A 25,308-nucleotide genomic window follows, 5' to 3' on the forward strand; every position below is an offset into this window, starting at 1 on the left:
GAAAGCTCCAGCTAACGCGATTATTTGGGGTCGGTCGGTGCAGGCTTGGCCTGCGCGTCCGCCGGATTCTTCTGGGCGAGCTCGCGCTCCATCCGCTCGGCAATGCTGGGCGGCAGCGTCGCCTCGGTCACCCGCGCGGCACGCAGGCGGTCCTCATAGGACTGAACCAGATTTTCCAGCCGCACCCGGCTCGACTGGATGAACGGCTCCCACGACCGCTTCCTGGCGTGGCGCGCGAGGATTTCGGAGGCGATCTTGTAGAGCTCGGCATTCCGGTCGCGCGCCAGCACGAGCAGCTCGTCCTTGAGCTTGATCTCGGCACGCAGCGCCTCGACCTGGAGCCGGGCATTGTCGACCGCGACCTGCTGGCGCAGATAACGATCCTCGCGCTGGGCCTCGGTTTCAGCTGGCGCCGGAGCCGATACGGGCACCGGAGCATCGGGGACGGCCGCCTGGACCGGTGTGGCGGCGATCAGGGCGAGGAGGGCGATGTGCATCATGGCGCTCAGAACCTCGTGCTGAGATTCAGCTGCAGGACATCGACCGAGAAGGGGGCGCGCTCAATCGAGTCCGTGCTGTACCAGTTCACCCCGATCGAGGTGTTCTTGTAGATGCCGAGCTCGCCCTCGATCAGGTAACCCTTCACATCGGTGCCGCCCAAGCCGAAGTCGCTGTCGGTGAAGATGTCGAGCACGGCATCGGTCTCGACCCGCTTATAGGCCGCGGCGAAGCGCCAATCGCCCCGCTTGGTGACATGCGCCTGGCCGACATCGAGCCGGACCTGCCAGCCGAGCGCGCCGGGCTTGATCAGCGAATTGCTGTCGAGCCGGAGCAGGTCGGCGCGGCTGATCAGCGCGAGATTCCTGACGATATCGCCGGTCAGGCGCACCCGGGTATCGCCGAACCCGGTATAGGTGATCGCGCCGGTCACGTTGAGCAGGTTGAAGTCGGAGGCAAGCCCGGCCAGCGTGGTCAGGCCGTCGGTGCGCATGTTGAACAGCGAGTTGCCCTTCGCCAGCGCGCCGGGCGCGGTATAGTCGTTCAGGCGCGATCCGTCGGGTGCGTTCTTGATGCTGTTGATGTTCTGATAGTCGTAATAGGCGGCGGCGGCCTCGACATGCACATCGTCGATCACGGTGCCGCGCACGCCGACCTGCCCGGCATAGAAACGCCGGTCGCGGCCGAAGATCTCATTCTCCTGCAGCGGGAAATAGCCCGCCGTCGCAAAGATGCTGCGATCGCCGCCCAGGCCATGTTCGAGGTTGAGCACCACGCCCTCGGGGTTGATGTCGGGATCCCAGACCATGTCGGTCGACACGAACGGATTGGGGATGCGGCCGCCAATCAGATTGACCCCCTTGATCGGCGTCAGCCGGATAAAGGCGCGATCGATCCAGATCTGGTCCTTGTTGAAATAATCGCCCAGCGTCTTGTTGGTCGAAATCGCGCCGGCATCGTCGCCCGAGGCGAGCTGCAGGCCGACCGAGACGAAATCATTGATCTTCGCATCCAGGCCGAGGCGAGCGCGATACCGCACCCGGTGTCGGTCGATGGTCGAATTGATGATCGGGAAGCCGGCGGCATTGGTGACGCCGCGGGCCGCGTTGATCGCGTTGAAATCCGGGAAGCTCGGGAAATTGCCGATCTGATGCAGCGGGTCGCTCTTGGGGAAGAACTCGCCCTGGTAACGGAGCCGGAAATCGCCCGAGATGGTCAGGCCGTGGAGCCAGTCGGGCATGGAATTGGGCGCGATCCAGCCGCCGGTCTTCGCTTCGGCGATGACCTCCTTCTTGATCTGCTCGCGCAGCTCGACGCGGGTCGCTTCGGGCACATAAGACACGTCGATCGTCGTCGCGCTGGGCGGCGCCTCGCGCTGGCGGCGCAGCTCCGCCGCCACTTTGGCCTTGGCGAGGAGATCCTGCGCCTTTTGCGCCGGGATGACTCCTTCATCGACCAGCAACTGGAGGATTTCGACGCCGATATCGTCAGTGCTTTGGGCATGAACAGGCTGCGCCGCGACAAGGGCGGTACCGGCGAGCAGCAGCGGCATGAATCTGCGAGAGAACATGTAAAATTCCTTTGATCGCGCGCGGCGTCAGCCGGTCAGGCGTTTCATGTTGATGGTTGCGAAGGTCATGCCGCTGACCTTGGGCGGACGACCGCGAGACAAGGGCGGCAGGGATGAAAGGACATCGCGGATCGCGAGATCGAGCCTGGCGTCGCCAGTGCTCGAGCGCAGCGCGGCGGACGTGAAGCGGCCATTCTCGTCAATCGTCACCGCGACCTTCAAAAACCCCTGTGCGGTGCGCGTGCGCGGGTCGCGTTGCAGCGCGCGCCGGACATGGGTTTCGACGAACTCGCCCCAGCCACCGCCGCCACCGCCGCCGCCCCGGCCGAACAGTCCGCCACCGCCGCCGGCGGCGAGCCGGAAGCTGTCCGATCCGGCATCGGCCGGCTTGTCGAGCCCCGCCGCCTCAGTGCTCGGCGCCTCGGACGGCGTGTCGCTGGGCGGGTCGTCGGACGGCGTATCGACATCCTGTTGCGGCTTGGGATCGTCGGTCGGCGTGACGATCTCGGTCTCCTCCATGATCTTCTCCTCCGGCTCGGGCGGCGGAGGCGGGGGCGGCGTGACCAGGGTGATTTCCTGGATGACGCGCTCGCGCTGCGGCGCGCCACTGGTCGGCCAGACCAGCCAGGCCAGCAGCGCCAGCACCGCAATGACGCCAATGGCGATCGCGACGGGCTGGTAACGCCGCCAGCCGGGGCCGGCTGATCCGGGTGCGGCCACACCGGACTTGGGAAGCGAGACGGCCACCGATCAGGCCTTGGTACGTTCGGTGACGATGCCGAGCTGAGTGATCCCGACCCGTCCGCAGATATCGAGCACTTCGGCGATGCGGCCGAACTGTGCCACGCGGTCGCCCTTGATCACCACCGGGAAGTCCGGCGTGACCTGCTTGAACGAGCGTAGCTGCGATTCCAGTTCGTCCAGCGACACCGGAAAGGTGTCGAGATAGACCGCACCCGAACTGTCCACCGTGATCGCCTTGGTCGTCGGCTTTGCCAGACTGACCGAGGAGCTCGCCTTGGGCACATTGACCTTGATGCCCTGAACCGCGGCGGTGGTCATGATGATGAAGATGATTAGCAGCACATAAGCGAGGTCGAGCATCGGCGTGATGTTGATCTCGTCGTACGGCTTCTTCTTTTTCCCGACTTGCATCATCGCCTCCTATTCGGCCGCGAGAGCGTGGGAGGCGGGCTGATTGCGATAGGTCTCGGCGAACCTCTTCTCGAGCTCGTCGACGAAGATCAGGTTCTCGGTCTCGATCTCCTCGACCTTGGAGAGGAGGTAATTATAGCCGAACAGCGCCGGGATCGCGACCGCGAGGCCGGCGACCGTCGCCAGCAGCGCCGCGGCGATACCCGGTGCGATCGCGTTGATATTGACGTCGCCCGCCGCCGCGACCGCAGCGAAGGTGATCATCACGCCCAGCACCGTGCCGAGCAGCCCGATGAACGGCCCGCCCGAAATGGCGATCGTCAGCAGCACCATGCGGGCGTTGAGCTTCTGACCCTCGCGAGCCAGCCCGGCATCAAGCGTCGAGCGGATCGCGGCGACCGATTGCGGCGCCAGCGCGAAGCGGCTGACCGAACCCGAATGCTCGTCAAGGCGTGCGCCAAGCTCGCGCTTGCCGATCGTGAAAAGCCGAGCCAACGTGCTGTCGCCCGACAGTCGCGCGACATCGGGGTCGGCGAGGCCGTCATGTGCACCACGGCCCTTGGTCTGATCCTGATAGACTTTCAGGAATGAGGCGTTGGCCTTGCGGGTGCGTTCCAGGAACAGGCCCTTGGTGATCATCACCACCCAGGACAGCAGCAGCATCACGCCAAGGATGCCGATCACCACCCACGCATCGAGCGTCAGCGCACCGAACAGAATGCCGAAATAATTGGTGTGGCCGCTGCTTGCCTGTTCCGCTTCCGCGGCGACCGTCGCCAGCGTCGACGAGCGGCTCTGCGACGCCGCCGCCAGAGCGATCGCCGAGGCGGACCGCGCGCTGTTCGCCCGGCCGACTTCGTCCACATCACCGGCAAAGCCGGGCGTGCCGCCGATCGTGCCGATCACTTCGTCACCGCCGAGCGCGGGCAGCTTCGCGGCGATCGATCCAACCGACACGCCATTCACGTAAAAGGTTACCGCGTCGCCTGCGACCACCGCGACATGCGCCCAGGTTCCCGCCGCCAGCGGCACCGATGCGACCGCTTCGCCGCCCGCTGTACGGACATAGGGAATGCCGTCGCGCAGCCCGACCGTCAGGCGGTTGGGATCCGCATCGCCGGCTGCGCCGAGCTTGGTGTAGAGCACCGCATCACCGGGCTGGCCGCCGGCCACCGGCTTGATCCAGGCCGACCAGGTCATCTTGCCCTCGGCCGGCACGGTCAGCGAGGCGCTGGCGGCGACGCGCAGCTGGCTTTGCGGCGTGAAGGTCGCCCCGCCGCCCGACAGGCCCTCGACCGTCGGCCGCGCGGTGAATGCCGCGATGCGATTGCGATTGGCGGTCTGATCGGCCGGCGCGCCCGCTTCGCTGAAGTGCAGCACAAGCGACTGCTCGCCGTCATAGCTGGCGGCGGGATTGCTCACCGGCTTGGCCGCCTGGTTGCCGTAATAGAGCCAGATATCCTGCGACGCGCCCGGCGCGATCGAGGGCAGGTCGATCCAGACAAGGCCAAGCTCGGCGACCGGATCGAAACGCTCGATATGATAGTTGAGCGGCGTCTTCCCATCGCTGGCGACGAAGCGCAGATCGCCGCCATCGGGGCGGACCTGGCTGAAATCGAGCACGCCGCTGTGCAGCCGCACCAGCACCGGTGCGCGCGCGACCGCTTCGGTCTGGCCACGGATCGGCCGGCTGTCCAGCACGACCTTGCGGCGCTGCGTCCATTCATTGTTCCACCAGCCATCGGCCGCGAAAGCCGGCACGGAGACCGTGAGCAGTGAAAGGGCTATCAGGATTTTCTTGATCACGTGTTGCACCCCAAAGAAGCGGCCGAAGCCGTCAGAATTCTGACCAGAGACGAAATTGGCCGCGCACCTGCTTGCCGATATCGATCAGCGTCGACTCCGGGCGGACCAGCGGTACGGACATCAACAGCGAGGCATTGAGATGCCCCAGCACGCGCAGGCGAAGACCGACGCCGGCGCTGGCCAGGCTCTCGCCGCCATCGACCTTGCCGTTCAGGTCGGTGAGCGGGTTGCGGATCCACAGCCGCGCACTGTCGAGAAAGGCGAAGCCGCGCAGTTCATTGACGCCCTTGCCGAACGGCTTGTGCAGCGATGGGCTTTCGACATCGAGCTGGCTGAAATAGCCGCTGTCGCCCAGCGCCTGGCTTTCATAATAGCCGCGCACGCTATCGAGTCCGCCGGCGCTGAACTGCTCATTGCTGATCAGCGGCTGGCCCGATAGCTGGCCGCCGAACTTCACGCCGACCTGCACATCGCCGGGCAAGCGATAACGATAGGCGAGGTCGGCGCGCGCATAGACCCAGCTCGCACTGGCGGTGAAGCGCTTGAGGCGGAATTCCTCCTCATTCGCATCAAGGCCGCGAATGCCGAAATTGAGCGCGACGCTGAAATCCAGGTCGGACTTCGCCCCGCGCCGCGCGAGCGCATATTGTGCGGTCAGCGGGATATAATCGATCGGGGTCGCCGCCGTGTCGCTGCCCAGGATCAGGTCTTCGCGGAACGATTTGTAATCCACGCCCAATGTCAGCGTGTGGAAGACATGCTCGCTCGACGAGAAATTATAGATGCCGCGCAAGCCGACAATGTCGCCGCTGCCCAGCACGCCGATACCGCCGATCGCCGCCACATCGCTGTCGGAATGGACCGCATAGCCGACGATGGTGAAGGGCGTTCCGGCGATCGGCGCGGCATAGGAGCCCGACACGACCCAGGATTGTTTCGGCTGTTGCGGCGCGAACTGACCCTGGATGCTGACGCTGTGATCCATCTGGAACAGGTTCGAATAGCTGACCGAGGCGGAGGCGCGCAGCCGCTCGGTCCGGCTGCTGGTGCGGTCGTTCAGCTCGAACGTCGCGTGCAGCGGCAGCTTGTCCTCGACCTGCAGGTCGATATCGACCGTGCCCGGCGTGTCGCCCGCGCGCAGCGCCGGGGTGATGGTGCGATCCGCCGATTTGTTGAGTGCGGCGACATCGCGGTAAATGGCGGGATAATTGGGCACCGCGCCCTCGGCGATCGACGGCGCCCGCGCCTTGATCGCGCCGGGCGAAATATGACGCGCGTCGGTGACGCGCAGCCGCCCGACGCGCAGCTCGACCACATTGAGCCGGACGATGCCGCCGCGGACATCCTGTTCCGGGATTTCGACATCGACGGTTTCGAAGCCCTTGTCGCGATACGCCTTGACCAGCGCGGCGCGCGCGCTCTCGACATCGCCCGGGCTGCGCTTGGGTCCCAGATAGGGAAGCACGGCCTTTTCGACGTCGATCCGCGTCAGCACGGTATTGCCGTCGATGCGATAGCGCAGAATGTCGATCTTGCGCTGCGCACTATCGCCGGTCGCCGCGACCGGCGCATCGTCCGCCGGCGCGTCCTGCGCAGCGGCGGCATGTGCCCCGGCGAGCAGGGTTACGGCCATCCCAATACGATACGCGATGTGCATCAATGCCCCCCAGCCGCCCCGCGAACATCGCGGGCCGGTTTCATTCCTCAGCTGATTCGAGTCCCTGTCCTCAGCCGATGTCGGCGAACTAGGAATGAATTGTATAAGTTTTGTGACAAAATGTTGCTCAATGAGCAGTTTTGATAAATTATTGAGAATTCATCGCTGAATCTCGATGATTACTCTCAAATCAATTCAGGAATTTTGCGAATTTATATTCAGGCATCACTTATCATTTTCTTGAACTGATCTTATCAGCCCAAGATTCTATACATTGATAGTGGCCACAGCATGTGCTGATCTTCTGCATTCTCATGACAGATGCGGGGCGTTATCGCCCTCAGGATCAAGGACGAACGATGCCGTTCAAACCACACCGAGGCGGCAAGATTTTTTTTCAATGTTGAATGCAGGCTTTGGCGTTACCGCGCCGGCGCGCCCTGCAGCACATGGCCGTCGGCGGTCTCAACCGCCCTGAGGCCATAGATCGCGGCAAGATTGCGTGCGAACGCCTCGCTCTCGCCGGTTTCGAAAACGCCGCTCAGCCGCGCGTTGCCGGGCAGCACCTCGCGCAGCACGACCGGCCGTGCGCTGTAACGGTTCATCTCCGCGACCGCCACCGGCACCGGTGTCGCATTGAACACCAATTGTCCGCGCCGCCATGCGGTGACATCGTCGATCACCGGCCGGTCGATCGCCGGGGCGGTCCCCACGCCGAGCCGCAACCGGTCACCAGGGTTCAGCGTAAGCCGCGGCTCAGCGGCGCCGGTTTCACCGACGACCACCTTGCCGCTCAAGAGCATGACCACGATGCCGTGCGCGTCGCGGCGTACGGTAAACACTGTCCCGACCGCGCGGACATAGTCCTTGCCCACTTCGACATAGAAAGGCCGGGCGGGGTTATGGGCAACCTCGAACAGCGCCTCGCCGCGGTCCAGCACGATGCGCCGCCGCTCAGCGTCATAATCCACCTTGAGCTCGGTGTCGGTATTGAGCACCACCTTGGTCGCATCGGCCAGCCGGATCGTCCGCTGCTCGCCGATCGCGGTCGCATAGACCGGATCGGTCACCCGGAATTGCTGGGTGAGCGCGACCACCGCCAACAGGCAGGCCATCGCCGCCACCGCCCATGCGGGACGCAAAACCCCCGAAAACCAGCGGGGCGGGGCTGCAGTCGCAGGATTCGGCGCGGGCGCGCGCGCGATGACCGTGCCGAGGTCGCGAAACACGGCGGCTGCATCGGCAAAGGCAGCGCGGTGATGCGGATGCTCCGCGATCCATCGTTCGAATCCGGCATCGCGCCGACCGGCGGCACGGTTGCCGGCGGTACGCACCAGCCACAGCGCGGCTTCGGCCGCGATCGCGTCGCTTGACCGCATCGCCGGATCGGTCGCGCTCATGCGTCTTCCATCCATTTGGTCAGGAGCAGCATGCCCTTCGCCAATCTCTTTTCCACCGCGCTCTTGGTCAGGCCATGATAGCGCGCAATCTCATCGACGCGCAGCCCTTCGAGCCTTTGCGCGCGCAGCATCTGTCTTGTCAAAGGGTCAAGCGCAGCGAACGCCTCGTTCAGCGTTTCGAGGCGCTTGCTCGATATCCACACCTCGTCGGGCCGGGGCGCATCGTCGGGTACGTCGAACTCCATGTCCGTTTCGACAAAAGGCGAGCGCGCGCGCCGGCGGCTGGCGTCGATCGCGAGATTGGAGGCCGCCCGCACCATGAACGCCTCGGGCTCGCGAACCACAGTGTCGCTGCCATAGTGCGCGAGCCGGAGATAGGCGTCGTGCACGATATCATCGATATCCTGATCGGGCACGCCGCGCCGTCGCAACGCCTGCCCTACGCTCCGGAGCATTTTCTGCAGCGATGCCATGACACCCCAAGCTCTCGCCGCCGGCAAGCGACACCCCAAGGCCGCACACGCCCGCAACCTTGCCGCAATCCTCCTGTGCCCTAGACGACGATTATGACGGATCGATTGCAGGCCGTTGAAGGATCAGAGACGCTGCTCCCGATCATCCATCGCAACAGGATCGATGACCAGCAGCAGCCGCTCCGCGTCCGCCGCATCGGGCGGGGGCGAGCGATGGATGATCGCCCTGTCCCCGGCCCAGGCCTTGCCCTTGAACAGGCCGACCGTGCCGGTGCCGAGCTGATGCTGGTCGCCGGCAGCCGGAGGATGGTCGCATCCGCGACTGAGCCACTGCGTGCCCGGCCCGATATAGGTGCAGATCAGCCGCGCGGTGACATAGTCCGAATGCCATTTCCAGCAGGCACGACCCGTCACCCGCTCGAGCCGGATCTCGATCGACGCGCTGCGCATGATCGCCGCGAAGTGCCGCGCGAGCATCGCGACATCCGCGATCAGCAGCGCGTGCCAGCTCTCGCTGTTGATCAATCGGGCCGTCAGATCGGCCGCTACCTGCGCACCGGTGGTGACGACACGAGCATCCTCGAAGCCGGCCAGCGCGCCATCCCGAAGCGGAGATGCGCGCTCCCACAGCGCCAGCGAAATGCCGTCATCGGCAATCCGCTGCAATATCGCCGGATCCGATCCGGCAATCATATGACCATGGGCAACCGGAAGGACCGGTGCCGCCGGGCGTGCTGAGACAATTGTCGAAACCTGATTCATGCCTGTCCTGGCTTGTAATGATATGATCTATCATTACTTGAGCTGAAATCGGAAAAGCAAGGTGCAGCGCGATATGACGATGAAGAATGACTCAGCGCCAGTCGACTGGGTCGAGCGCGCGGCGGTGAGTGCGTCCCTGCTGTGCCTGGTCCATTGCCTTGCGCTGCCCTTCCTGCTCGCCGCACTCCCCGCGCTGGCCACAATCGTCCCGGTGTCCGAATCCTTCCATCTCTGGGTCCTTGCCTTTGCCGTCCCCGCCTCCGCCATCGCGTTGCTCAGCGGCATGACCCGGCACGGCACGACCTGGCTGCTCGTGCCCGGCGCGATCGGACTGGCGCTGCTTGCCAGCGGCGCGATCCCGTTCGGTACCACGCGCTGGGAAACGCCGCTGACGATCATCGGCAGCCTGACCCTGGCCGGCACGCATCTGTTGAACTGGCGACGGCGCCACGCCGCGCGTTAGAGCGTCGGCAAGGTTTACCGTGTAAGGTGCGCGCGTGGAAATCATCGCGCTCCTCCTGCTGGCGACGCCGATCCTGGTCTATCTCGGCTATCTGCTCGTGCTGGCCGCGGCCGCGGCGTTCGCCAAACCGCGGATCGTGCCTCCCGCCGAGAGCATCCCTTCGCTCTCGATCCTGATCTGCGCGCACAATGAAGCGATGCGGATCGATGCGAAGCTCGAAACCGTCATCGCCGCGGCATCGCACTGGCCCGGCATGTGCGAGATCCTGGTCGCCGATGACGGATCGAGCGACACGACCGCGGCGATCGTTGAGAGCTTCGCTGCGCGCGGTGTACAACTCATCCGGCTGCCGCGCGGCGGCAAGGCGGCGGCGCTGAACCAGGTCGTGCCGATGGCGCGCGGCGATATCGTGGTGATGAGCGACGCCGATCCGCTGTTCGATGACGCCACGCTGCCGGCGCTGATCGCACCGTTCGCCGATCCGCGGGTCGGCGCGGTCGCCGGCGCGGTCGAGACGATCCGATCGGGCAAGCGCGGCCGCTTCGCCGGATCCGACATCCTGTTCCGCTGGTATGAATCGACTCTGCGCAGCGCCGAGGACCGGCTGTTCGGCTGCATCTCCGCCGATGGCGGCCTCTATGCGATCCGCACTGCGCTGGTGCCGGTCGTCCCGGCCAGCGTCACCGACGATTTCTGGATCAGCACCGGCGCGGTTGCGGCGGGGTACCGCATCGCCTTCGCGCCCGATGCGCGCGTCCATGAACAGAGCATCGCCGGCGATCGCCAGCAATTCCGCCGCCGCGTCAGGATCACCGTGCGCGGGCTGACCGGCCTGTGGCAGCGGCGCGCGCTGATGAACCCGGCGGCCACCGGCTGGTATGCGGTTGCGCTGGTCCTTCACAAGGTCGCCAGGCGGCTCGCCCCGCTCGCGCTGGTCCCGCTGCTGCCGCTCTCGGCTATCCTGGCGTTCGGCGACAATCCGGGGTGGCGCTCGATCTTCTGGGCGCTGGTCTTTGCCGGCCTGCTGGGCGCCTGCCTGCTCGGGCTGGTCGGGTTTCTCACCCGGATGCGGCTGCCGCGCCCGCTGGCGCTTGGCTATGGCGCGGTGCTGCACCTGGCAGGACTTACCGCAGGCGTCACTCTGTTCGCTCTCGGGCGACGCTACGCGCAATGGACCCCCGACAAGAGCGCGACCTGAAGGGGAGGACGAGCATGAACCGACATCTTGCCTCGATCGGACTGGCGACAGGATTGGGCGCGATTCTCGCCGTCGGCGTATATGCCCAGAGTAGCGCGCCGGTACCGCCCTTCTCGCGCGGCGATAATTTCAATGCCGGGCTGTGCACCGGATCGTGCCCCGGTGCGCTGTGGGCCATCCGCCAGGAAGTGAACGGCACGGTAGCGGCCGCGCCGTCGCCGGGCCGGCCCGGCCTCGCGCTCTACGCCCGGGCGGCGGCCAAGGGCGCGGGCGTGGCCAAGGCCGATATCGTCTTCCGCAGTGGTCCGATGCCGGTCGGCACGATCATCACCACGGCGTTCGATCTCTACATCCCCGCCGCGACGCCGATCAATTCGATGCAGCTGCTCGATCTGGAATGCGCGACCTGCGGCGAGGAAGGCAATCCCGGCATCAGGCTCTATCTGCGCAATGGCCGGCTGCGCATCGACCGGTCGAAGATCGGCATCGCCGATGCCTGGGTCCGCGACACCGCCCCCGTGCTGACGCCGAATCGCTGGCACCGGATCGTCATGACCATCCGCGTCGGACTGGAGGATAGCGGCACGGCCCGCGTGACGCTGAATGGCCAGGAAGTCCTGGCGGCACAGGGCGCGACGATCATGCCGCTCCCCGTGCGCCATATCGACCGGGTCCAGATCGGCATCACCGCCAATTCCAACCCTGTGCCCGTGTCGCTCTATTTCGACAATATCACAATCAACGCCCGGCCCGCGCGTTAGGGACCCTGGAGCATCATCGGACTGGGTGGAATCACTCGGGCGGCCGTTCGGCCCCGGACTTGATCCGGGGCTGCCGAAGCCCAGGCGTTGCGCATGCCCTTCGACAGGCTCAGGGCGAACGGGGCGTGGATGTTCGACCCCCGATTTTCACGCCGGCAACAGGGGATTTGGTACGTCAGACCGCCCAGCTATCCATCTCATTTATAGCTGAACGGGATTTTGGCCGCTTTTGCTGATACCAGAAATCGCCCATATATCGATAAACCATTGTATTTAAACGATTTTCCTTGGATTCAGCACAATCGGGCGCCTGTCTCGCGCCCATGCTCCGGAAATACGACACAACCGGTGTCCCATATCTCCCGCCGCAGCCCGTCGCCGGCGAGGATTCAACCCTCACACAGGATCGGCCATACCCCCCCGTGCCGGGGCTGTTCCGGCGCGCTCTTTCTCAATGTCGGGAACCACAATATACGCCGGGCGGGCGCCGCCCGCCCTGAGAGGACGCCCCGTATCAGTGCGCGCCGTCACCGCGCCGCACGGCGCTGACCGTCTTGACCATCAGTTCTAGGTCGCGCTGCGCCGACATGGTGCGGATATAGGCGATGTCCATCTCGACCCGCTCGTCGAAGCCGATATCGGCACGTCCCGACACCTGCCACAATCCCGTCAAGCCCGGCCGGGCGGCAAGCCGCGGCAGATGCGACATCGAATAGGTCGTCGCGTCGAACGAGGTCGGACGCGGCCCGACGATCGACATCTCGCCGCGCACGATGTTGAGCAGATTGGGCAGCTCGTCGATGCTGGTCTTGCGCAAGATGCGTCCGATCGGCGTGACGCGGGGGTCATGGATCAGCTTGAAATCGGGCGAATCCGCACCGTGGATATTGGCGCTGCGCAGGCTTTCCTTCAACGCCTCGGCATTGGGCACCATGGTGCGGAACTTGAACAGCGGGAACCGCTTGCCGAGATAGCCGGTGCGCTGCTGGACGAAGAAGATCGGACCGCGATCGGTCAGCTTGATCAGGATCGCGACGATCAGCAGCAGCGGCGACAGGACGATCAGCGCGACCAGCGCAATGACGCGGTCGATTTGCGGCTTCACCAGCCGCGCATAATTCCCCACCCTGAGTTCGAGCGGCAAGGGTACGGCACGCATGTCGGATTCGAACCGGACACGCCGCGCCATGTCGCGGCGACGCTCTGGCTGAAGGTTGCCGGGCTGGGGTTTGTCGGGCTGGGGTTTGCCGGGCTGGAGTTGATCGGATCGGGACATATCGTCGCTCATGACAATTGGCCGAAGCGCCCGCGCATCGCCAGGACGATGGCGCGCAGCCGGTTCATCGGAGCAACCAGCAAATACCAGTAGTGATTGCCCTGCGCGAGGCGGACGGTGGCGCGCAGGTGCAGCCCTTCCGCGAACTGCCAGCGGAACCCAAGCGCGCGGTCACCGATATGGATGCGCGAGATGATCGCGGCCGGCTCGGCCGCCGTATTGCGCCCCCGCCCACCCGTCGTGGCGCGATACCCCAGCGCCGCGGCGATCCGGCGGCCCTCGGGCCCCACGGCGTTTTCGGGCCAGCAAAAGATGCGCGGCGACCGGCCGAGGCGCTGCTCGAACACCGCCTGGCAATGTTGCAGATCATTGGTGATCCGCTGCTCCAGGCTCGACTGATCCTCACGCCCATCGACGGTCCAGGCACGCTCGGCCAGCGCGAGCCCGGATTCGGGAACGACGGTACCGAGTGGCACCGCCACTGGCTGCTCGGTCCTGAACCAGTCATGCTTCGCTCCGGGCGTCGCGGCCCATTGCATCCAGGCCAGGCTGCGCCAATTGTCCGCCGTCAGCCGGCCGACCTGACGATCGGAAACCGGCACGCGCGCATGATCGACGCCGTGCGGCTCGACCTCGAACAGGGGATGTTCCTCGATCGCGGCGATCTCGGTCCAGTTCATATAACCGCTCGTGTCGCCGTCGCGGGCGCGCACGCGTTTCCCCGGTGCGATGAAGTTCAGCGACACGAAAAAGGTCGCGCGCATCCCGTACCGATCGAGCGCGGGTACGGCATTCTGCCAATTGTCGAGATAACCGTCGTCGAAATGGAGGATCACCGTGTCGCCCGGCGGCGCTTCGCCCGCCAGCCGGCGATCGAGATAGTCGCGCGTGCCGACGATTCCGCAGCCCATTTTGTGGAGCGTTGCGAGATGCCGCTCGAACGTCGCCGGGTGAACCGATATCTCGCGCGACCAGGGCAGCCAGGCCTGTTCCGCGCTGACCGAATGATAGGTCAGCACGGCCACACCCTTTGGCCCCATCATCCGCCGATGTCCGAGGACCAGGGCGGCGAGCACGGGAATGGCGGCGGCGGCAAGGCCGAATGACAGATCCCAGATATAGGCCGACAGCACCGCGCCGCCGACGATCAGCAGCGACCATAAGGTGACGCGGCGAAGGCGATCCTGCTTGCGCGTCATGCCGGCTGCGCCGATCGCGTGCGCCAATAGTCGCGCGCCTGCTTCGCGCGGTCGCGGCCGGCATGATAATAGTGCATCAGCCGTCCCCGCCAGCCGTCGCCATAAAGCGTGATGCGGTAGAGCGTATCGACGATGTCGGCAAAACGCAGCTTATGTGTTCCGGGCGTCATCCCGTTACCCATATTGTCGTACCATGCGATCGCCGGATCGTCGCAGCAGTGCCGGATATGCATCACCGCCAGGACATGGCCGATCGAGAACTCCGCAAAACGCTCGTCATAGCCGACCTTGAGCAGGAACAACCGGTCGCCGCCCAATATGCCATATTCGAACGCGACGATGCGCTCTGCCTGTTTCAGCACCGCGATCCGCAGCGCACCGGCCGCGGCGGCGCGCTCGGCAAGCCGGGTATAGAAGAGGAGGTCGGACGGATTGTCGCGAATCGATGTGCCTTCCCGCCCCTTCCAGCCCGATTGCTCGACCGCGAAGATCTCGTCGAGCAAGGACTGCAGGCCGGTACGCCCGTCGAAGATGTCGAACCGCATCCCCTGCCCGTCGACCAGCTTGCTCTCCAGCCCGGACCAGCGCTGGCGCGCGCGCTTGCTGCGCCGCGCGCGCCATTGTTCGTAAGGCGTGCGGCAATCGGCCAGCGGCGACAGCGCGTGTGGGCGGATCGCCACGCGGTCGGCCGGCCAGCGCCGTGCCGCCGCGAGCAATCGCGACTCGCCGGTCACATAATCGATCGTCACCAGGTCGCGATCGCCGAGCAGCCGGTCGAACAGCGTATCGGCGATCGGCTGGCTGGCCGGCAGATCGAACAGCGCGGAATGGACATTGGTCTGCGCGCGCAGCCGCGCATAGCCGACCGGTCCCAGCCGTCCGCGATCGGCGACCATCGGCAATCCGTCGATCACGCAGGCCGTCATGCCCGGCGCCAGATAGGCACTCCGCCACGACTCGAACCACCCTGCGCTCAGGTGGAACGCTTCCGCGTCCGGAGCCGATACGGCGAAATGTTCGGAAGGCAGGGGCAAAGTCATCTTGCGGATTTAATCTCTCGGCAACTCACCTCGGTTAATAGACCGTACGTGGATAACAGTAATTTTTTGTGAACTTGGGACCGCCGCAGGATCACAGTGTATGCAAGTAACGGCCCATCTGTCGAGCGATCTGGACGTCGAGTCCGGAGTTGTGTTCGATCGCTTTGCGTCGGAAAGTCCGTTTGCCGCCTATCAGCAAAGTCGCGCCTGGGTGGATGCCGTCCCGCACAGCAAGGTGCAGGACTATCTGTTCTTCCGCTGTCTCGATGGCGACACGTTGGTCGGGACGGCTGTAGTCCGCCGCACGCGCCTGTTCGCCGGGCGCTGGCTCGGCACCGTGCAACGCGGGCCGATCGTCCATGACGCGGCCTTGTTCGCAACCGTCCTGTCGAGCCTGGCCAGGACAGCGGCGGCGCAGGGGTGCTGCACGATGCAGCTCGCACCACGCGTGCGCGGACGCGACTTGCCGACCATGGCCGAGGCTTTGCGCGGCGCCGGTTTCGCGCCGCTGCCCACGCACCGCCAGCCCCTGCACAGCGCCACCGGCATCGTCTGGCTCGACAAGCCGGAAGAGGAAGTGCTGGCCAGCTTCAAGCAGCGCGGCCGCCGTCAGCTCAAGGCGGCCGCCAAGGCAGGCGTTACGGTTCGTCTCGCGACCGGTGCGGCGGATGTCGCTGCCTATCAGCACGTGCTCGATGCCTTCCGCGCGGCCAAGGCCGATTATGACATGAACGGCCTGCCCGATGCGGCGGGTCAGGCGGCGCTGGTCGAACGGCTGGGCGGTGCGGTGCTGCTGGCCGAACGCGACGGGGTCGTGATCGGCGGTCATGTTTTCGTCCGTCAGGCTGATGAGGCGATCTGGCTGTCGCTGGCGACGTCGGACGATGACCCGTCGGTGCCGCGATCCTATCCGTTGCTATGGGAGGGAATGCGGCTCGCACGCGAGATGGGCTGTATCGGCTATGATCTTGCCGGCCTGCCGGTCGCCGACGCAGCGGATGGCGGCGAAGCCAACCGGTCGCAGTTCAAGAGCGCGTTCGCGCCGACTCGCCGGGTGATGCCGCCGGTCCATGTCGCGGCGCTGAAACCACTCGCCCATACTTTGTTGTTCAACGCGCGGCAGATCTATCGCGCGGTGCGTGCGGCGGCGTAATCATGGCATCCGATACATCCCTCCCCTCATCCATGAGCAGTTCCATGGCCACCAAGAGCCAACGCCTGATCCAGCGCTTCCGCGAGCTCGGCATCACCGCGACGCTGCGCAAGCTGTTCGCCGACCGGGTCATGCGCCGCAGTACCAGCGTGATCGTCGAATATCAGGCCGGGTGGAGCGTAGTCGGCGACGGCGCCCAGACTCCGTCCTGGCTGTCGTTCAGGACGGTGCGCAAGGGCGAGGAACTGCCGCCGCTCAACGACTGGCTCGCCTGGCGCGACGCCGGGTTCGCGGCCATGCTGGAGAGCGGCAAGGTCGGCATCTTCGTGCTCGACGAGGGCGTCGCGATCGGTTGCGTCTGGCTGTCGCTCACGGATCATCACGATCCTGTCGCGCGCGAACATTATCCGGTGCGCGAACGGGAGGGCTATCATTATTGCTGGCTGGTCGATCCGGCCGACCGGCGGCGCAACGTCGCCTTTCCGATGTGCCGGTACATGCTGAACAATTTTCCCGCGCTCGGGATCGACCGTACGTTCGGGGTGGTCGACCGGGACAACCGGCCCTCCTATCTGATCCAGCTGCGCATGGGCTATCGCGAGCGCGGCGTGAAAGTGGTCCATTTCCATCTGTTCGGATGGCGCTGGACAACCATGTCGCGCTATGACGGCGTCCTCGGCACGACCAATCCGAAAGACCGAAAGATGATCCGCGGATGAGCGGTACCGCGACACCGACACCCAGGCGCGAAGCGACGGCCACGCTGGTGCGCTCCACCGTCGTGGTGGCGGCGATTCGCGGGATCGATATCGGGTTGAGCTTCCTCGTATCGGTGCTGCTCGCCAACCGTTTCGGCACCAGCGGCCAGCTCGACGCCTTCTTTCTCGCACGGCGTACAACGGTCGGGTTCGCCGATGCGATCCGCAAGCTGGTCGGCCATATCGTGATGCCATCGGTCGTCTCGAAGATCGATCGCGGCGAGCATCTGTCGATTCACGGCTTGCCGCGGCGGGTCTATGTGTTCGTCATCTTGTTCGTCCTGCTGACGCTGGCCGGGACGCTGGTGCCATCGGCTTTGGTCAGCGCGTTCGCACCGGGCTTTACCGGTGAACGACATGACCTGACCGCGCGGATGATGGCGATTATGATGCCGTTGCTGCCCGTCGCGGTGATCGGATCGCTGCTGGTCGCCGTCCTTCAGGCGAACCGGCGCTACTGGCTGAGCGAAGGCACCAATATCGTCCAGCGCGCGATCCTGGTGTTCGTCCTCGCGGTCGCCATCCCTCCATTGGGGATCATCGCCGGCGCGTGGACGATGCTGGTTTCCGGGATCGTCGGCACCGCCATCCTGTTCGTGGGCGCCTGGCCAATCGTGCGGCGGCGCCCGGAAAGCCTGTTGGCGTCGCAGTCCGGTGACGACACCGAAGATGGCAGCCAGGTCGGTGCGCAGACCGGGACTGGAGTCTCGCCCGCCGCGGCGCTGGGCGGCGGGGTGGCGGCGGCGATCGTGCTGAACGCCTATTTCCAGGCTTGCTCGCTGCTCGATTTCGCGGTCGCCTCGACTGCGCCGGCGGGGGGTGTCGCTGCGCTGGAATATGGCGCGCGGCTGGTGTCGCTGGTCCCCGGCCTGCTGATGTCGAGCCTCAATACCGTGCTCCAGCCCGAACTGGTACGCGCGATGCAGCACCCGGATCCGGCCGAAGCGTCGACAGGGCTGGCGCGGTTTCAACGCATCGCCTTCTTCGCGCAAATGCCGGTGTCGATCGGGATGATGATCGGCGCGCAACTGATGGTGACGATCCTGTTCGGTCACGGCGCGTTCGACGCGCACAGCATCGCGCTCGCCACCGGTACGACCGCCGGCTATGCGGCTGCGGCGATCTTTCTCGCGCCGATGGGCGCGATCACCCTGGCGATCTATGCCGATCCGCGCGCGCCCAGCCTGCGTGACCTGTTGGTGATCGCGATTGGTGGGCTCGCCATCCGTGGGCTGATGCTGGCGTTCGCGGCGCCGGCCTATGGCGCGGTCGGGATCGCCTGGGCAGCGGCGGTATCGACGCTGCTGGCGTTCGCGCTGGCGCAATTCGTCGCGACCCGGCGCTTCCGTGAGTTCGACATGATCGTCCAGCTGGTCGATTTCGCCCGCACCGCACTATGCGGCGCGGTGGCGGCGGCGGGTGCCTATTCGTTGTGGATTTTTGCGCCGGCTGCCGAGACGACATTCGCGCGCCTCTTGCTGCTGATCGCGATCGGCGGTGTCGTGGTCGCGCTGTATATCGGTGCGGCGATCCTGCTCCATGTGCCTGAACTCGCCAAGGCACGGGCGATCCTGGGGGGCATTGCCGCCAGGAAATTCAGGCGCCGCGCCGCATGACGCCGCAACGTATCGCGTTCCTGCTGCCGCATTTCCGCGCCGGCGGCGCGGAACGGGTGGTGCTCAACTATCTCACCGCGCTCGATCGCGACCGTTTCACGCCCCATCTGTTCCTGACCCGGGTGGAGGGCCCGTTCCTCGACCGCTTGCCGGCCGACGTGACCCCGATCGCACTCGGCGCGCATCGCGCGCTGCACTTGCCGCGCCATATCGCGGCGGCGCTGGCCGAACACGATATCGCGCTCGCCTATAGCGCGACCAACGCGATGAACCTTGCACTGCTCGCCGCGCGCGACGGCAAGCGGACCGTGCGCATCGTATCGGAACACACGCCCCCGCAGCATTATCTGGCAAGCGCCAAGCTGCCCTGGATCCGGCAGCGCGCGATGCGCTGGCTCTATCCACGCGCGGCCGCGATCGTGGTCCCGACCGGGCGGATCGCGACCGAGCTGGCCGAAGTGATCGGCCGGCCGATCGCGACGCGGACTCTGCCCAATCCGGTGGTGCCGTCGGTCGTATCGCCGCTCCCCTCTCGCACGCCCGGACGACCGGCGCGGATCGTGTCGGTCGGGCGGCTGGTCACGGCAAAGGGGTTCGACACTCTGATTGACGCCTGTGTGCTGCTCCGCGCCGCGGGAGCCGAGTTCAGGCTCGACATTTTCGGCGACGGCCCGTTGCGACACGATCTGCAGATGCGGATCGATGAGGATGATCTCGGCGACGTGGTGACCCTGAAGGGCCATGCCGACAATGTCACCGCGGCGATCGGTGACGCCGACCTGTTCGTCCTGGCGTCGCGGCGCGAGGGGTTCGGCAATGTCCTGATCGAGGCGATGGCAGCCGGCGTGCCGGTGCTCGCCGCCGCCGCCGGGGGACCCCAGACCTTCATCCGCGACGGCGCGAACGGCTTTCTGGTCGAACCCGACAATCCGCTGGCGATTGCCGCCGACATCACCCGGCTGCTTGCCGACCCGGCGTTGTTGAACGCGGTGCGCGCGCCGGCGCTGGAAACCGCACGCGATTTTGCGATCGACGGCGCGACGCGCCGGTTCGAGGCGTTGGCGAGCGAGCTGCTCGCGGCGCGGTCAACGGCGGGTTAACAATAAAGTTACGCCGTTCTGCCAAGGATGCTGATGGGTGCCTTCGCCCAAAGCCGATGATCAGGTGGGTCCCTTGCCGACGATATTGCGAACCCTTCCAGCTCCGCGCCTGGTCATCGCCTTGTCCGCACTCGGCGTGCTGGCGAGCTGCGCGCCGGCGTTGAACTATGCGCCCGCCCCGTCGATCCCGCTGGAACGGCCAAGCCTCGACCTGGCGCGCGACGTCAGCGCGAAGCTGGAGGATCATTTCGCGCTGAACGGCGATTTCCACCCCAATGACCTGATCCGTTTGAGCTTCCCCTATGCTCCGCTGCTGACATCGGACCAGCGCGTGCAATTATCCGGGTTGATCAGCCCGCCGTTGCTGGCGCCGATCCAGACCAAGGGCCTGACCGTGGAGCAGTTGCAGGCCAGGCTGACCACACTCTATCGCCCCAAGCTGAAACAGCCGTCGGTCGCGATTTCGGTGCTCGAATATAACCGCCCACCGCCGCTGCCCGAGATCTTCGTGCTCGGCGAAGTGATGAAGCCAGGCAACTATCCCTATCGCGAAGGCATCAGCCTGTATGAGGGGCTGGCGCGGTCCGGCGGCGGCAACCGCGATGCCGATCTGTCGCGCGTCGTCCTGCTGCAGCCGGTCGACGACCATCTGGTCGCGCGCATGGTCGACCTGCGCGCGGTGCTGACCGGCGATGCCAATTCGCTTGGCTATCTCAGCCCGTTCAGCATTCTGATCGTGCCGCCGACCAAGATCGCGCGCGACGTCGATCGAGCACGTCAGATCCGCCAGATCATCGGGTTCAACGGCATCACGGTCGGCTCCGCGGTCACCCTGCTCCAATGACCCCACTCGGCCTTCAATATCTGCGCATCATATTGTCGCGGTGGCGGCTGGTCTTCGGACTGGTCATTGGCTGCACGCTGGGTGCGTGGCTGTTCAGCACGCTGGTGCTCGCCAACGACCCGCAATTCGAAAGCGCGTCGCGGCTCAACATCGTGCCGACCAGCGAAGAGCTGGGCTATGCCAACCGCTTCGTGCGTGGATCGACCTTCGACGGCGGCAGCGTGCTGCTCCAGACCTATGCCGAATTCGCGCATACTCGCCCGATCGTCGAGCCGATCGTCGACCGCTATATCGCGGAACAGGCGGCAAAGGCCGGGATCACCCCCGAGGCGTGGATCACCAAATGGTCGGTGCCCAATCCGTGGAGCCCGGGCGCGATCTATTCACGGCTCAATTATGGCCTGGCGCCGCAAGCATCGCTCAAGGACCAGCTGATCGACGCGGTGATCAAATACACCCTGATCGAGACGGTCGAGGGCACCTATCTGATCCGCATCACCGTCACATGGGACGACCCGCAATCGGCGGCCTGGTTCTCGAACGCGCTGGCCGATGCCATCATCGCGCGTGCCGAGCGGATGTCGCGCGCATCGGGCACGCAGATCGCCGGATCGCTGACCGCAAAGCTCGACGCGAAGAAGGTCGAGCTGGCAACGGCGATCGCGCAATCGCGCGCGCTGAAGAAGTCGCTCGGCATCGTCGATATCGACCGCCAGAAACAATCGCTGCTCGAGGCGCGGCTGGGCGAACAGGCGCAGCTGACCAACGATCTCGCCACGCTGAAAGCGAACCAGGGGCAGGTCGCCGGGCTGCGGCAGCAATCGAGCGGCAAGCTCACCTCGGCCCAGCAAGTGCTCGAACAGACGCTCGCGGTCGAGGGCCCGCGCGGCGCCGGGCTGCGCGACGGCATTGCGATCCGGCAGCGCCGCATCGGCGATATCGACGGCCAGCTCGCCCGGCTTGGCCTGAGCGACGATCGCGTCAAGACGCTCGACGACCGCGCCGCCGCGCTCCAGGCCGAGGTCGCCTCGCTGACCGAACGTGCCAGCTTCAGCGAAGTCGAGAACGTCGCCAACGGGCCGCGCATCCAGCTGATCGAACGCGCTGTGCCGCCACTGGTGCGCAGCTCGCCCAAGATGCTGCTCAACACCGCGCTCGGTTTCCTCGCCGGCTGCGCGCTCGCCGGGTGTGCGCTGCTGCTGCTTGGCCCCGGACCGATCCGGACGCCGCGCACGAGCGAGGATGAAGATCAGGAAGAGGCAGAAGACGAAGAGGACGACACCGATGCTGTCGCCGTTCCCGCCGAGGTGAGAGCGGAAGTGCCGCCGGAGGCCGAGACCGCCCGCCCGGTCCATGCCTATCACTCGGCATCTTCGTCGCAAGGCTGGACGATCCGGCCGGGCAGCGCCTTTGCCGCCGACACGGCCGTGGCGCAGGCCGTCGCCTATGCGCCGGAACCGGACGACTGGGTCGAGGAAGAGCCGGTCGCCCCCATCGTCGAGGCGCCGTCGGTCGTCGCCGAGCGCAAGATCGGTGACGATCATCTCTTCCCCCAGGTGCTGCCCCGGCCCGCCGACGCCCAGGGCTATGATCCGGATGAGCAGGCCTGGCTCGCGCCGCATATCGCGACCTGGCTCGCCGGCCCGCTGGTCGCGGACGGCCGCCCCGTCCTGGTCGCGAGCGACACGCATGACAGCGACGCGCGCAACCTCTACCGCCTGATCCATCAGCATCTGCACGATCAGGGCGTCACGGTCCGGACCTTCGATGCGACCGGCGCGGCGGCGGTCCCGGCGCAGGACGAGCCGGGCACCAAGCCGCTGATCTATGGCGGCGGGCTTGGCGAAAGCGGCAGCCGCGAGATGCTGACCCGCGCGGGCGCGATCGATGTCGTGATGGCGGCCGGCGTCGATCCGGGCGAAAGCGCGATCGCCCGCGCCCGCGCCTGCAGCCGCGACATCGACGGCCTGGTGTCGAGGCGGGCTTATGTCGTCGCGATCGGCGGATAACGCCACGCCCGTCGCCGACTGGCCGACGATCCCGACCAGCGCCGTCAATGCCGCGCCGATCCGGATCGCGGCATTGTTCATGCTTTGCCTGTTCGCCTTTTTCGGGCAGCTCGACGCGGTCGCCAACCGGCTGTCGGGCGGGTCGCCGGTCTCGCTGCTCGAGATCGTTATCGGCGCGCTGGGCGCCTGCGCCATGCTGGCGGTGATCGTCGGTCGCGAGACGCCGGCGATGGCGACCGGCAGCACCGGCATCCGCCTGGTCCTGCTGGTGCCGCTCTGGGCGATCGTGTGCTGGACTCTGTCCGAGCATCAATCGGAAGGCATGAAGTATCTCTCGCATTTCGCGACCGCCGTGCTGCCGGCCTGTGCGGTGTTCCTGATCGTCGACAAGCCGTGGAAGATCCACGCGGTGCTGTGGGCGATGATCGCGGCGGCCGGGCTGTCGGCGGCGATCGTCATCATCGAGGCGAAGACCGGCACGCGGCTGGTCGCGACTGCGCTCGCCGCCGTCTCGGCCGATTTCGACGGCGTTGCGCGCTCGTCGGGCGGGTCGGACCAGAACCCGACCACCGCCGCGCAGATGCTGATGGTCGGCGTGGTGCTGGCGATGGGCCTGCTCTTCGCCGGCGAGAAGCGCGGGCGGCTGATGTTCGCCGGCGTGCTGCTGGTCGGCAGTGCCGCGCTGGCGCTGATGTCGGCGCGCAGCGCGATCATGGGGCTTGGCGTCGGCGGCGGGCTGGTGCTGCTCGGCTTTCGCTCGCGCAGCTATTTCCCGGTGATCGTCGCCGGCGCCGTGATCGTCGGCGCGACCGCGATCCTGTTCGCGCCCCCCACGCTGATCGAGCGCTTCGCCGCGATCGGTGACTTCGGCAAGGACCAGACGCTCTATCGCCGCATCACCTATTTGCGCATCGGCGCCGACCTGATCGGCGGATCGCCGATCTGGGGGGTCGGGCCGGGCAATTTCCCGCTTCACTATATCCAGGACGCCTATCGCTACATGCCCGGGCGCGAGCTTTATCCGCGCGAGCTGCACAACACCTATGTCGATGTCGCGACTGAATATGGCCTGGTCGGCTTCGCGATCTTCGCCGCACTGATCGTCACCGCGCTCCGCGCCGCGCGGCGCGGGTTCGAGACGGGCGCATCGAAGCTGCTCGCCAGCGGCAGCTATGCCGTCGCGATCACGCTGGCGGCGCTGCTGGTCGCGTGCTTCTTCATGCCGCACAAGGATCTGCGCTATCTCTGGCTGCTGTTCGCGCTGGCGATCCAGTGCGGGCGGCTGCGCGCGGGCGAGGAAGCACAGGCATGAAGCTGGCCGTGATCGTCACCGAATATCCCAAGTCGACCGAGACCTTCATCTATCGCGACCTGGTCAAGTTCGCCGAGCTGGGCACCGAGATCAGGCTCTATCACCTGACCGCGTTCCGTCATGGCCAGACGCTCCATGCCTTTGCCGAGCCGACGCGCGGCTGGGTCAGGCCGATCGCGCTGCTCGGCGGCCCCGCACTGGCGGCGTTCGCGCGCGCGGCATTGCGCCATCCATTGGTGCTCGGCCGCACATTACTGCAGATCGCCTGGGCCTATCGCGCGCATCCGAAGATCGCACTGAAGTCGCTCGCGCTTGCCCCCAAGGCACTGGCGATCGCCGCGGACGCGAAGGACTGGGGTGCGGCGCATGTCCATGCCGAGTTCGCCGGCCATCCCGCCACCGCGGCATGGATCGGCCACCGGCTCGGCGGCCCGGCCTATTCGGTCAGCTGCCGGGCGCACGACATCTTCCGCACCCAGCAACTGCTCGACGCCAAGCTGGGCGAAGCGGCGATGGTCCGCACGGTCAGCGACTTCGGCCGCGCCTTCCTGAAGGACAAGGTCGCCGGGATGGCAGCGCGCGACATTCAGGTGATCCATTCGAGCGTCGATGTGACGCGGATCACGCCGGTCGACACGGTGCCGTCGACCGCGCCGTTCCGCATCCTCTATGTCGGCGCGCTCGAGCCGAAGAAGGGCGTGCAGCATCTGCTCGATGCGCTGGTCGAGGCGGGGCCGGCGCTCGGCGACTGGCGTTGCGAGCTGATCGGGCATGGCCCGAGCGCCGAGGCATTGCGCGCAAAGGCGGAAGCACTTGGCCTGTCCGACCGCGTGCGCTTCCTCGGCATGCGGCCGTTCGAGGCAGTCGCCGCTGCCTATGGCCAGGCCAGCGTGTGCGTCGCGCCGAGCGTGATCGGGCCCAATGGCCGGCAGGAGGGCATCCCCAATGTGATGATCGAGGCGCTCGCCTATCAGCGCCCGGCGATCACCACCGCCATTTCCGGCATCCCCGAGCTGATCCGCGACGGCGATACCGGCCTGCTGGTCGCGCCGGGCGATGCCCATGCGCTGGCCGAGGCATTGCTGCGCGTACAACGCGATCCGCAGGCCGCGCTGGCGATGGCGCGCCGCGGGCGGGCGCATGTCGCAGCCGAGTTCGATCTGGCGGTGAATGCCGCGCGGCAGCTGGCGCTGTTCGCGGGCTGACAGCCCAACTACGCTACCCATCCCCGTTTGTGCTGAGCTTGTCGAAGCACCGT

23 protein-coding genes are annotated in these 25,308 nt (G+C 66.1%); 11 read left to right on the plus strand and 12 right to left on the minus strand.

What is annotated here, in order from left to right:
• Window positions 1-20: 20 nt before the first annotated feature.
• From ACRECS_RS00295 to ACRECS_RS00335, 9 genes are all read right to left on the minus strand, one after another.
• The gene (locus ACRECS_RS00295) at window positions 21-497 is read right to left on the minus strand and encodes a hypothetical protein (RefSeq protein WP_431580951.1); all 477 of its coding nucleotides are present in this window, start codon (window positions 495-497) and stop codon (window positions 21-23) included.
• Between the two features lie 8 nt (window positions 498-505).
• Window positions 506-2,068, minus strand: coding sequence for a putative porin (locus ACRECS_RS00300; RefSeq protein WP_431580952.1), 1,563 nt, complete (start codon window positions 2,066-2,068; stop codon window positions 506-508).
• 27 nt (window positions 2,069-2,095) lie between these two features.
• Complete coding sequence (locus ACRECS_RS00305) at window positions 2,096-2,815, minus strand: energy transducer TonB (protein ID WP_431580953.1); 720 nt, start codon at window positions 2,813-2,815, stop codon at window positions 2,096-2,098.
• 3 nt (window positions 2,816-2,818) lie between these two features.
• Complete coding sequence (locus tag ACRECS_RS00310; protein WP_187760892.1) at window positions 2,819-3,223, minus strand: ExbD/TolR family protein; 405 nt, start codon at window positions 3,221-3,223, stop codon at window positions 2,819-2,821.
• Window positions 3,224-3,232: 9 nt separating this feature from the next.
• On the minus strand, window positions 3,233-5,029 hold the full coding sequence (locus tag ACRECS_RS00315; protein ID WP_431580954.1) for a DUF2341 domain-containing protein: 1,797 nt from the start codon (window positions 5,027-5,029) through the stop codon (window positions 3,233-3,235).
• Window positions 5,030-5,060: 31 nt separating this feature from the next.
• Window positions 5,061-6,686, minus strand: a complete 1,626-nt coding sequence (locus tag ACRECS_RS00320) for a ShlB/FhaC/HecB family hemolysin secretion/activation protein (protein WP_431580955.1) — start codon at window positions 6,684-6,686, stop codon at window positions 5,061-5,063.
• A 422-nt stretch (window positions 6,687-7,108) separates the two neighbouring features.
• On the minus strand, window positions 7,109-8,086 hold the full coding sequence (locus tag ACRECS_RS00325) for a FecR family protein (RefSeq protein WP_431580956.1): 978 nt from the start codon (window positions 8,084-8,086) through the stop codon (window positions 7,109-7,111).
• Entirely contained in the window at window positions 8,083-8,541 is a 459-nt protein-coding gene (locus tag ACRECS_RS00330) for an RNA polymerase sigma factor (RefSeq protein ID WP_431580957.1), read from the minus strand. Before ACRECS_RS00330 ends, ACRECS_RS00325 begins: the two co-directional genes overlap by 4 nt.
• A gap of 141 nt (window positions 8,542-8,682) precedes the next feature.
• Window positions 8,683-9,321, minus strand: coding sequence for a DUF1826 domain-containing protein (locus ACRECS_RS00335; RefSeq protein WP_431580958.1), 639 nt, complete (start codon window positions 9,319-9,321; stop codon window positions 8,683-8,685).
• 79 nt (window positions 9,322-9,400) lie between these two features.
• Between ACRECS_RS00335 and ACRECS_RS00340 the strand changes: the two genes are divergently transcribed.
• The 3 genes from ACRECS_RS00340 to ACRECS_RS00350 are packed head-to-tail and all read left to right on the plus strand — an operon-like array spanning window position 9,401 to window position 11,743.
• Window positions 9,401-9,784, plus strand: a complete 384-nt coding sequence (locus ACRECS_RS00340) for a MerC domain-containing protein (protein WP_431580959.1) — start codon at window positions 9,401-9,403, stop codon at window positions 9,782-9,784.
• A gap of 34 nt (window positions 9,785-9,818) precedes the next feature.
• A complete protein-coding gene (locus ACRECS_RS00345; RefSeq protein WP_431580960.1) occupies window positions 9,819-10,982 on the plus strand; it encodes a glycosyltransferase in 1,164 nt (387 codons plus the stop codon).
• A 14-nt stretch (window positions 10,983-10,996) separates the two neighbouring features.
• Window positions 10,997-11,743: a heparin lyase I family protein gene (locus ACRECS_RS00350; protein ID WP_431580961.1), complete on the plus strand. Its 747-nt coding sequence runs from the start codon at window positions 10,997-10,999 to the stop codon at window positions 11,741-11,743.
• Window positions 11,744-12,257: 514 nt separating this feature from the next.
• Here the strand turns inward: ACRECS_RS00350 and ACRECS_RS00355 are convergent.
• The 3 genes from ACRECS_RS00355 to ACRECS_RS00365 are packed head-to-tail and all read right to left on the minus strand — an operon-like array spanning window position 12,258 to window position 15,258.
• The gene (locus ACRECS_RS00355; protein ID WP_431580962.1) at window positions 12,258-13,019 is read right to left on the minus strand and encodes a sugar transferase; all 762 of its coding nucleotides are present in this window, start codon (window positions 13,017-13,019) and stop codon (window positions 12,258-12,260) included.
• Window positions 13,020-13,027: 8 nt separating this feature from the next.
• Window positions 13,028-14,245, minus strand: a complete 1,218-nt coding sequence (locus ACRECS_RS00360) for a polysaccharide deacetylase family protein (protein ID WP_431580963.1) — start codon at window positions 14,243-14,245, stop codon at window positions 13,028-13,030.
• Complete coding sequence (locus ACRECS_RS00365; protein ID WP_431580964.1) at window positions 14,215-15,258, minus strand: GNAT family N-acetyltransferase; 1,044 nt, start codon at window positions 15,256-15,258, stop codon at window positions 14,215-14,217. The genes ACRECS_RS00360 and ACRECS_RS00365 overlap by 31 nt, the downstream gene beginning before the upstream one ends.
• A gap of 100 nt (window positions 15,259-15,358) precedes the next feature.
• On the opposite strand from ACRECS_RS00365, the gene ACRECS_RS00370 reads away from it, so the two are divergent.
• From ACRECS_RS00370 to ACRECS_RS00405, 8 genes are read left to right on the plus strand one after another with little or no spacing between them, the layout of a single operon-like run.
• Window positions 15,359-16,411: a lipid II:glycine glycyltransferase FemX gene (locus ACRECS_RS00370; protein WP_431580965.1), complete on the plus strand. Its 1,053-nt coding sequence runs from the start codon at window positions 15,359-15,361 to the stop codon at window positions 16,409-16,411.
• 44 nt (window positions 16,412-16,455) lie between these two features.
• Window positions 16,456-17,130 (plus strand): N-acetyltransferase family protein, encoded by a 675-nt coding sequence (locus tag ACRECS_RS00375; protein WP_431580966.1) that lies wholly within the window; start codon window positions 16,456-16,458, stop codon window positions 17,128-17,130.
• On the plus strand, window positions 17,127-18,785 hold the full coding sequence (murJ, locus tag ACRECS_RS00380; RefSeq protein ID WP_431580967.1) for a murein biosynthesis integral membrane protein MurJ: 1,659 nt from the start codon (window positions 17,127-17,129) through the stop codon (window positions 18,783-18,785). Before ACRECS_RS00375 ends, murJ begins: the two co-directional genes overlap by 4 nt.
• On the plus strand, window positions 18,782-19,885 hold the full coding sequence (locus ACRECS_RS00385) for a glycosyltransferase (RefSeq protein ID WP_431580968.1): 1,104 nt from the start codon (window positions 18,782-18,784) through the stop codon (window positions 19,883-19,885). The genes murJ and ACRECS_RS00385 overlap by 4 nt, the downstream gene beginning before the upstream one ends.
• Before the next feature lie 37 nt (window positions 19,886-19,922).
• On the plus strand, window positions 19,923-20,729 hold the full coding sequence (locus ACRECS_RS00390) for a polysaccharide biosynthesis/export family protein (protein ID WP_431580969.1): 807 nt from the start codon (window positions 19,923-19,925) through the stop codon (window positions 20,727-20,729).
• Complete coding sequence (locus ACRECS_RS00395; protein WP_431580970.1) at window positions 20,726-22,738, plus strand: hypothetical protein; 2,013 nt, start codon at window positions 20,726-20,728, stop codon at window positions 22,736-22,738. Before ACRECS_RS00390 ends, ACRECS_RS00395 begins: the two co-directional genes overlap by 4 nt.
• Window positions 22,716-24,050, plus strand: a complete 1,335-nt coding sequence (locus tag ACRECS_RS00400) for an O-antigen ligase family protein (RefSeq protein ID WP_431580971.1) — start codon at window positions 22,716-22,718, stop codon at window positions 24,048-24,050. The genes ACRECS_RS00395 and ACRECS_RS00400 overlap by 23 nt, the downstream gene beginning before the upstream one ends.
• Entirely contained in the window at window positions 24,047-25,255 is a 1,209-nt protein-coding gene (locus tag ACRECS_RS00405; RefSeq protein WP_431580972.1) for a glycosyltransferase family 4 protein, read from the plus strand. The genes ACRECS_RS00400 and ACRECS_RS00405 overlap by 4 nt, the downstream gene beginning before the upstream one ends.
• Window positions 25,256-25,308: the final 53 nt, after the last annotated feature.

This window comes from Sphingomonas sp. (genome assembly GCF_050725575.1).
Classification (GTDB): Bacteria; Pseudomonadota; Alphaproteobacteria; order Sphingomonadales; family Sphingomonadaceae; genus Sphingomonas.

Coding starts and splice junctions, on each gene's coding strand:
- ACRECS_RS00295 (WP_431580951.1), bottom strand. CDS start 497: ATGCACATCGCCCTCCTCGCCCTGATCGCCGCCACACCGGTCCAGGCG.
- ACRECS_RS00300 (WP_431580952.1), bottom strand. CDS start 2,068: ATGTTCTCTCGCAGATTCATGCCGCTGCTGCTCGCCGGTACCGCCCTT.
- ACRECS_RS00310 (WP_187760892.1), bottom strand. CDS start 3,223: ATGCAAGTCGGGAAAAAGAAGAAGCCGTACGACGAGATCAACATCACG.
- ACRECS_RS00320 (WP_431580955.1), bottom strand. CDS start 6,686: ATGCACATCGCGTATCGTATTGGGATGGCCGTAACCCTGCTCGCCGGG.
- ACRECS_RS00325 (WP_431580956.1), bottom strand. CDS start 8,086: ATGAGCGCGACCGATCCGGCGATGCGGTCAAGCGACGCGATCGCGGCC.
- ACRECS_RS00330 (WP_431580957.1), bottom strand. CDS start 8,541: ATGCTCCGGAGCGTAGGGCAGGCGTTGCGACGGCGCGGCGTGCCCGAT.
- ACRECS_RS00335 (WP_431580958.1), bottom strand. CDS start 9,321: ATGAATCAGGTTTCGACAATTGTCTCAGCACGCCCGGCGGCACCGGTC.
- ACRECS_RS00340 (WP_431580959.1), top strand. CDS start 9,401: ATGAAGAATGACTCAGCGCCAGTCGACTGGGTCGAGCGCGCGGCGGTG.
- ACRECS_RS00350 (WP_431580961.1), top strand. CDS start 10,997: ATGAACCGACATCTTGCCTCGATCGGACTGGCGACAGGATTGGGCGCG.
- ACRECS_RS00355 (WP_431580962.1), bottom strand. CDS start 13,019: ATGTCCCGATCCGATCAACTCCAGCCCGGCAAACCCCAGCCCGACAAA.
- ACRECS_RS00365 (WP_431580964.1), bottom strand. CDS start 15,258: ATGACTTTGCCCCTGCCTTCCGAACATTTCGCCGTATCGGCTCCGGAC.
- ACRECS_RS00370 (WP_431580965.1), top strand. CDS start 15,359: ATGCAAGTAACGGCCCATCTGTCGAGCGATCTGGACGTCGAGTCCGGA.
- ACRECS_RS00375 (WP_431580966.1), top strand. CDS start 16,456: ATGGCCACCAAGAGCCAACGCCTGATCCAGCGCTTCCGCGAGCTCGGC.
- murJ (WP_431580967.1), top strand. CDS start 17,127: ATGAGCGGTACCGCGACACCGACACCCAGGCGCGAAGCGACGGCCACG.
- ACRECS_RS00385 (WP_431580968.1), top strand. CDS start 18,782: ATGACGCCGCAACGTATCGCGTTCCTGCTGCCGCATTTCCGCGCCGGC.
- ACRECS_RS00395 (WP_431580970.1), top strand. CDS start 20,726: ATGACCCCACTCGGCCTTCAATATCTGCGCATCATATTGTCGCGGTGG.
- ACRECS_RS00400 (WP_431580971.1), top strand. CDS start 22,716: ATGTCGTCGCGATCGGCGGATAACGCCACGCCCGTCGCCGACTGGCCG.
- ACRECS_RS00405 (WP_431580972.1), top strand. CDS start 24,047: ATGAAGCTGGCCGTGATCGTCACCGAATATCCCAAGTCGACCGAGACC.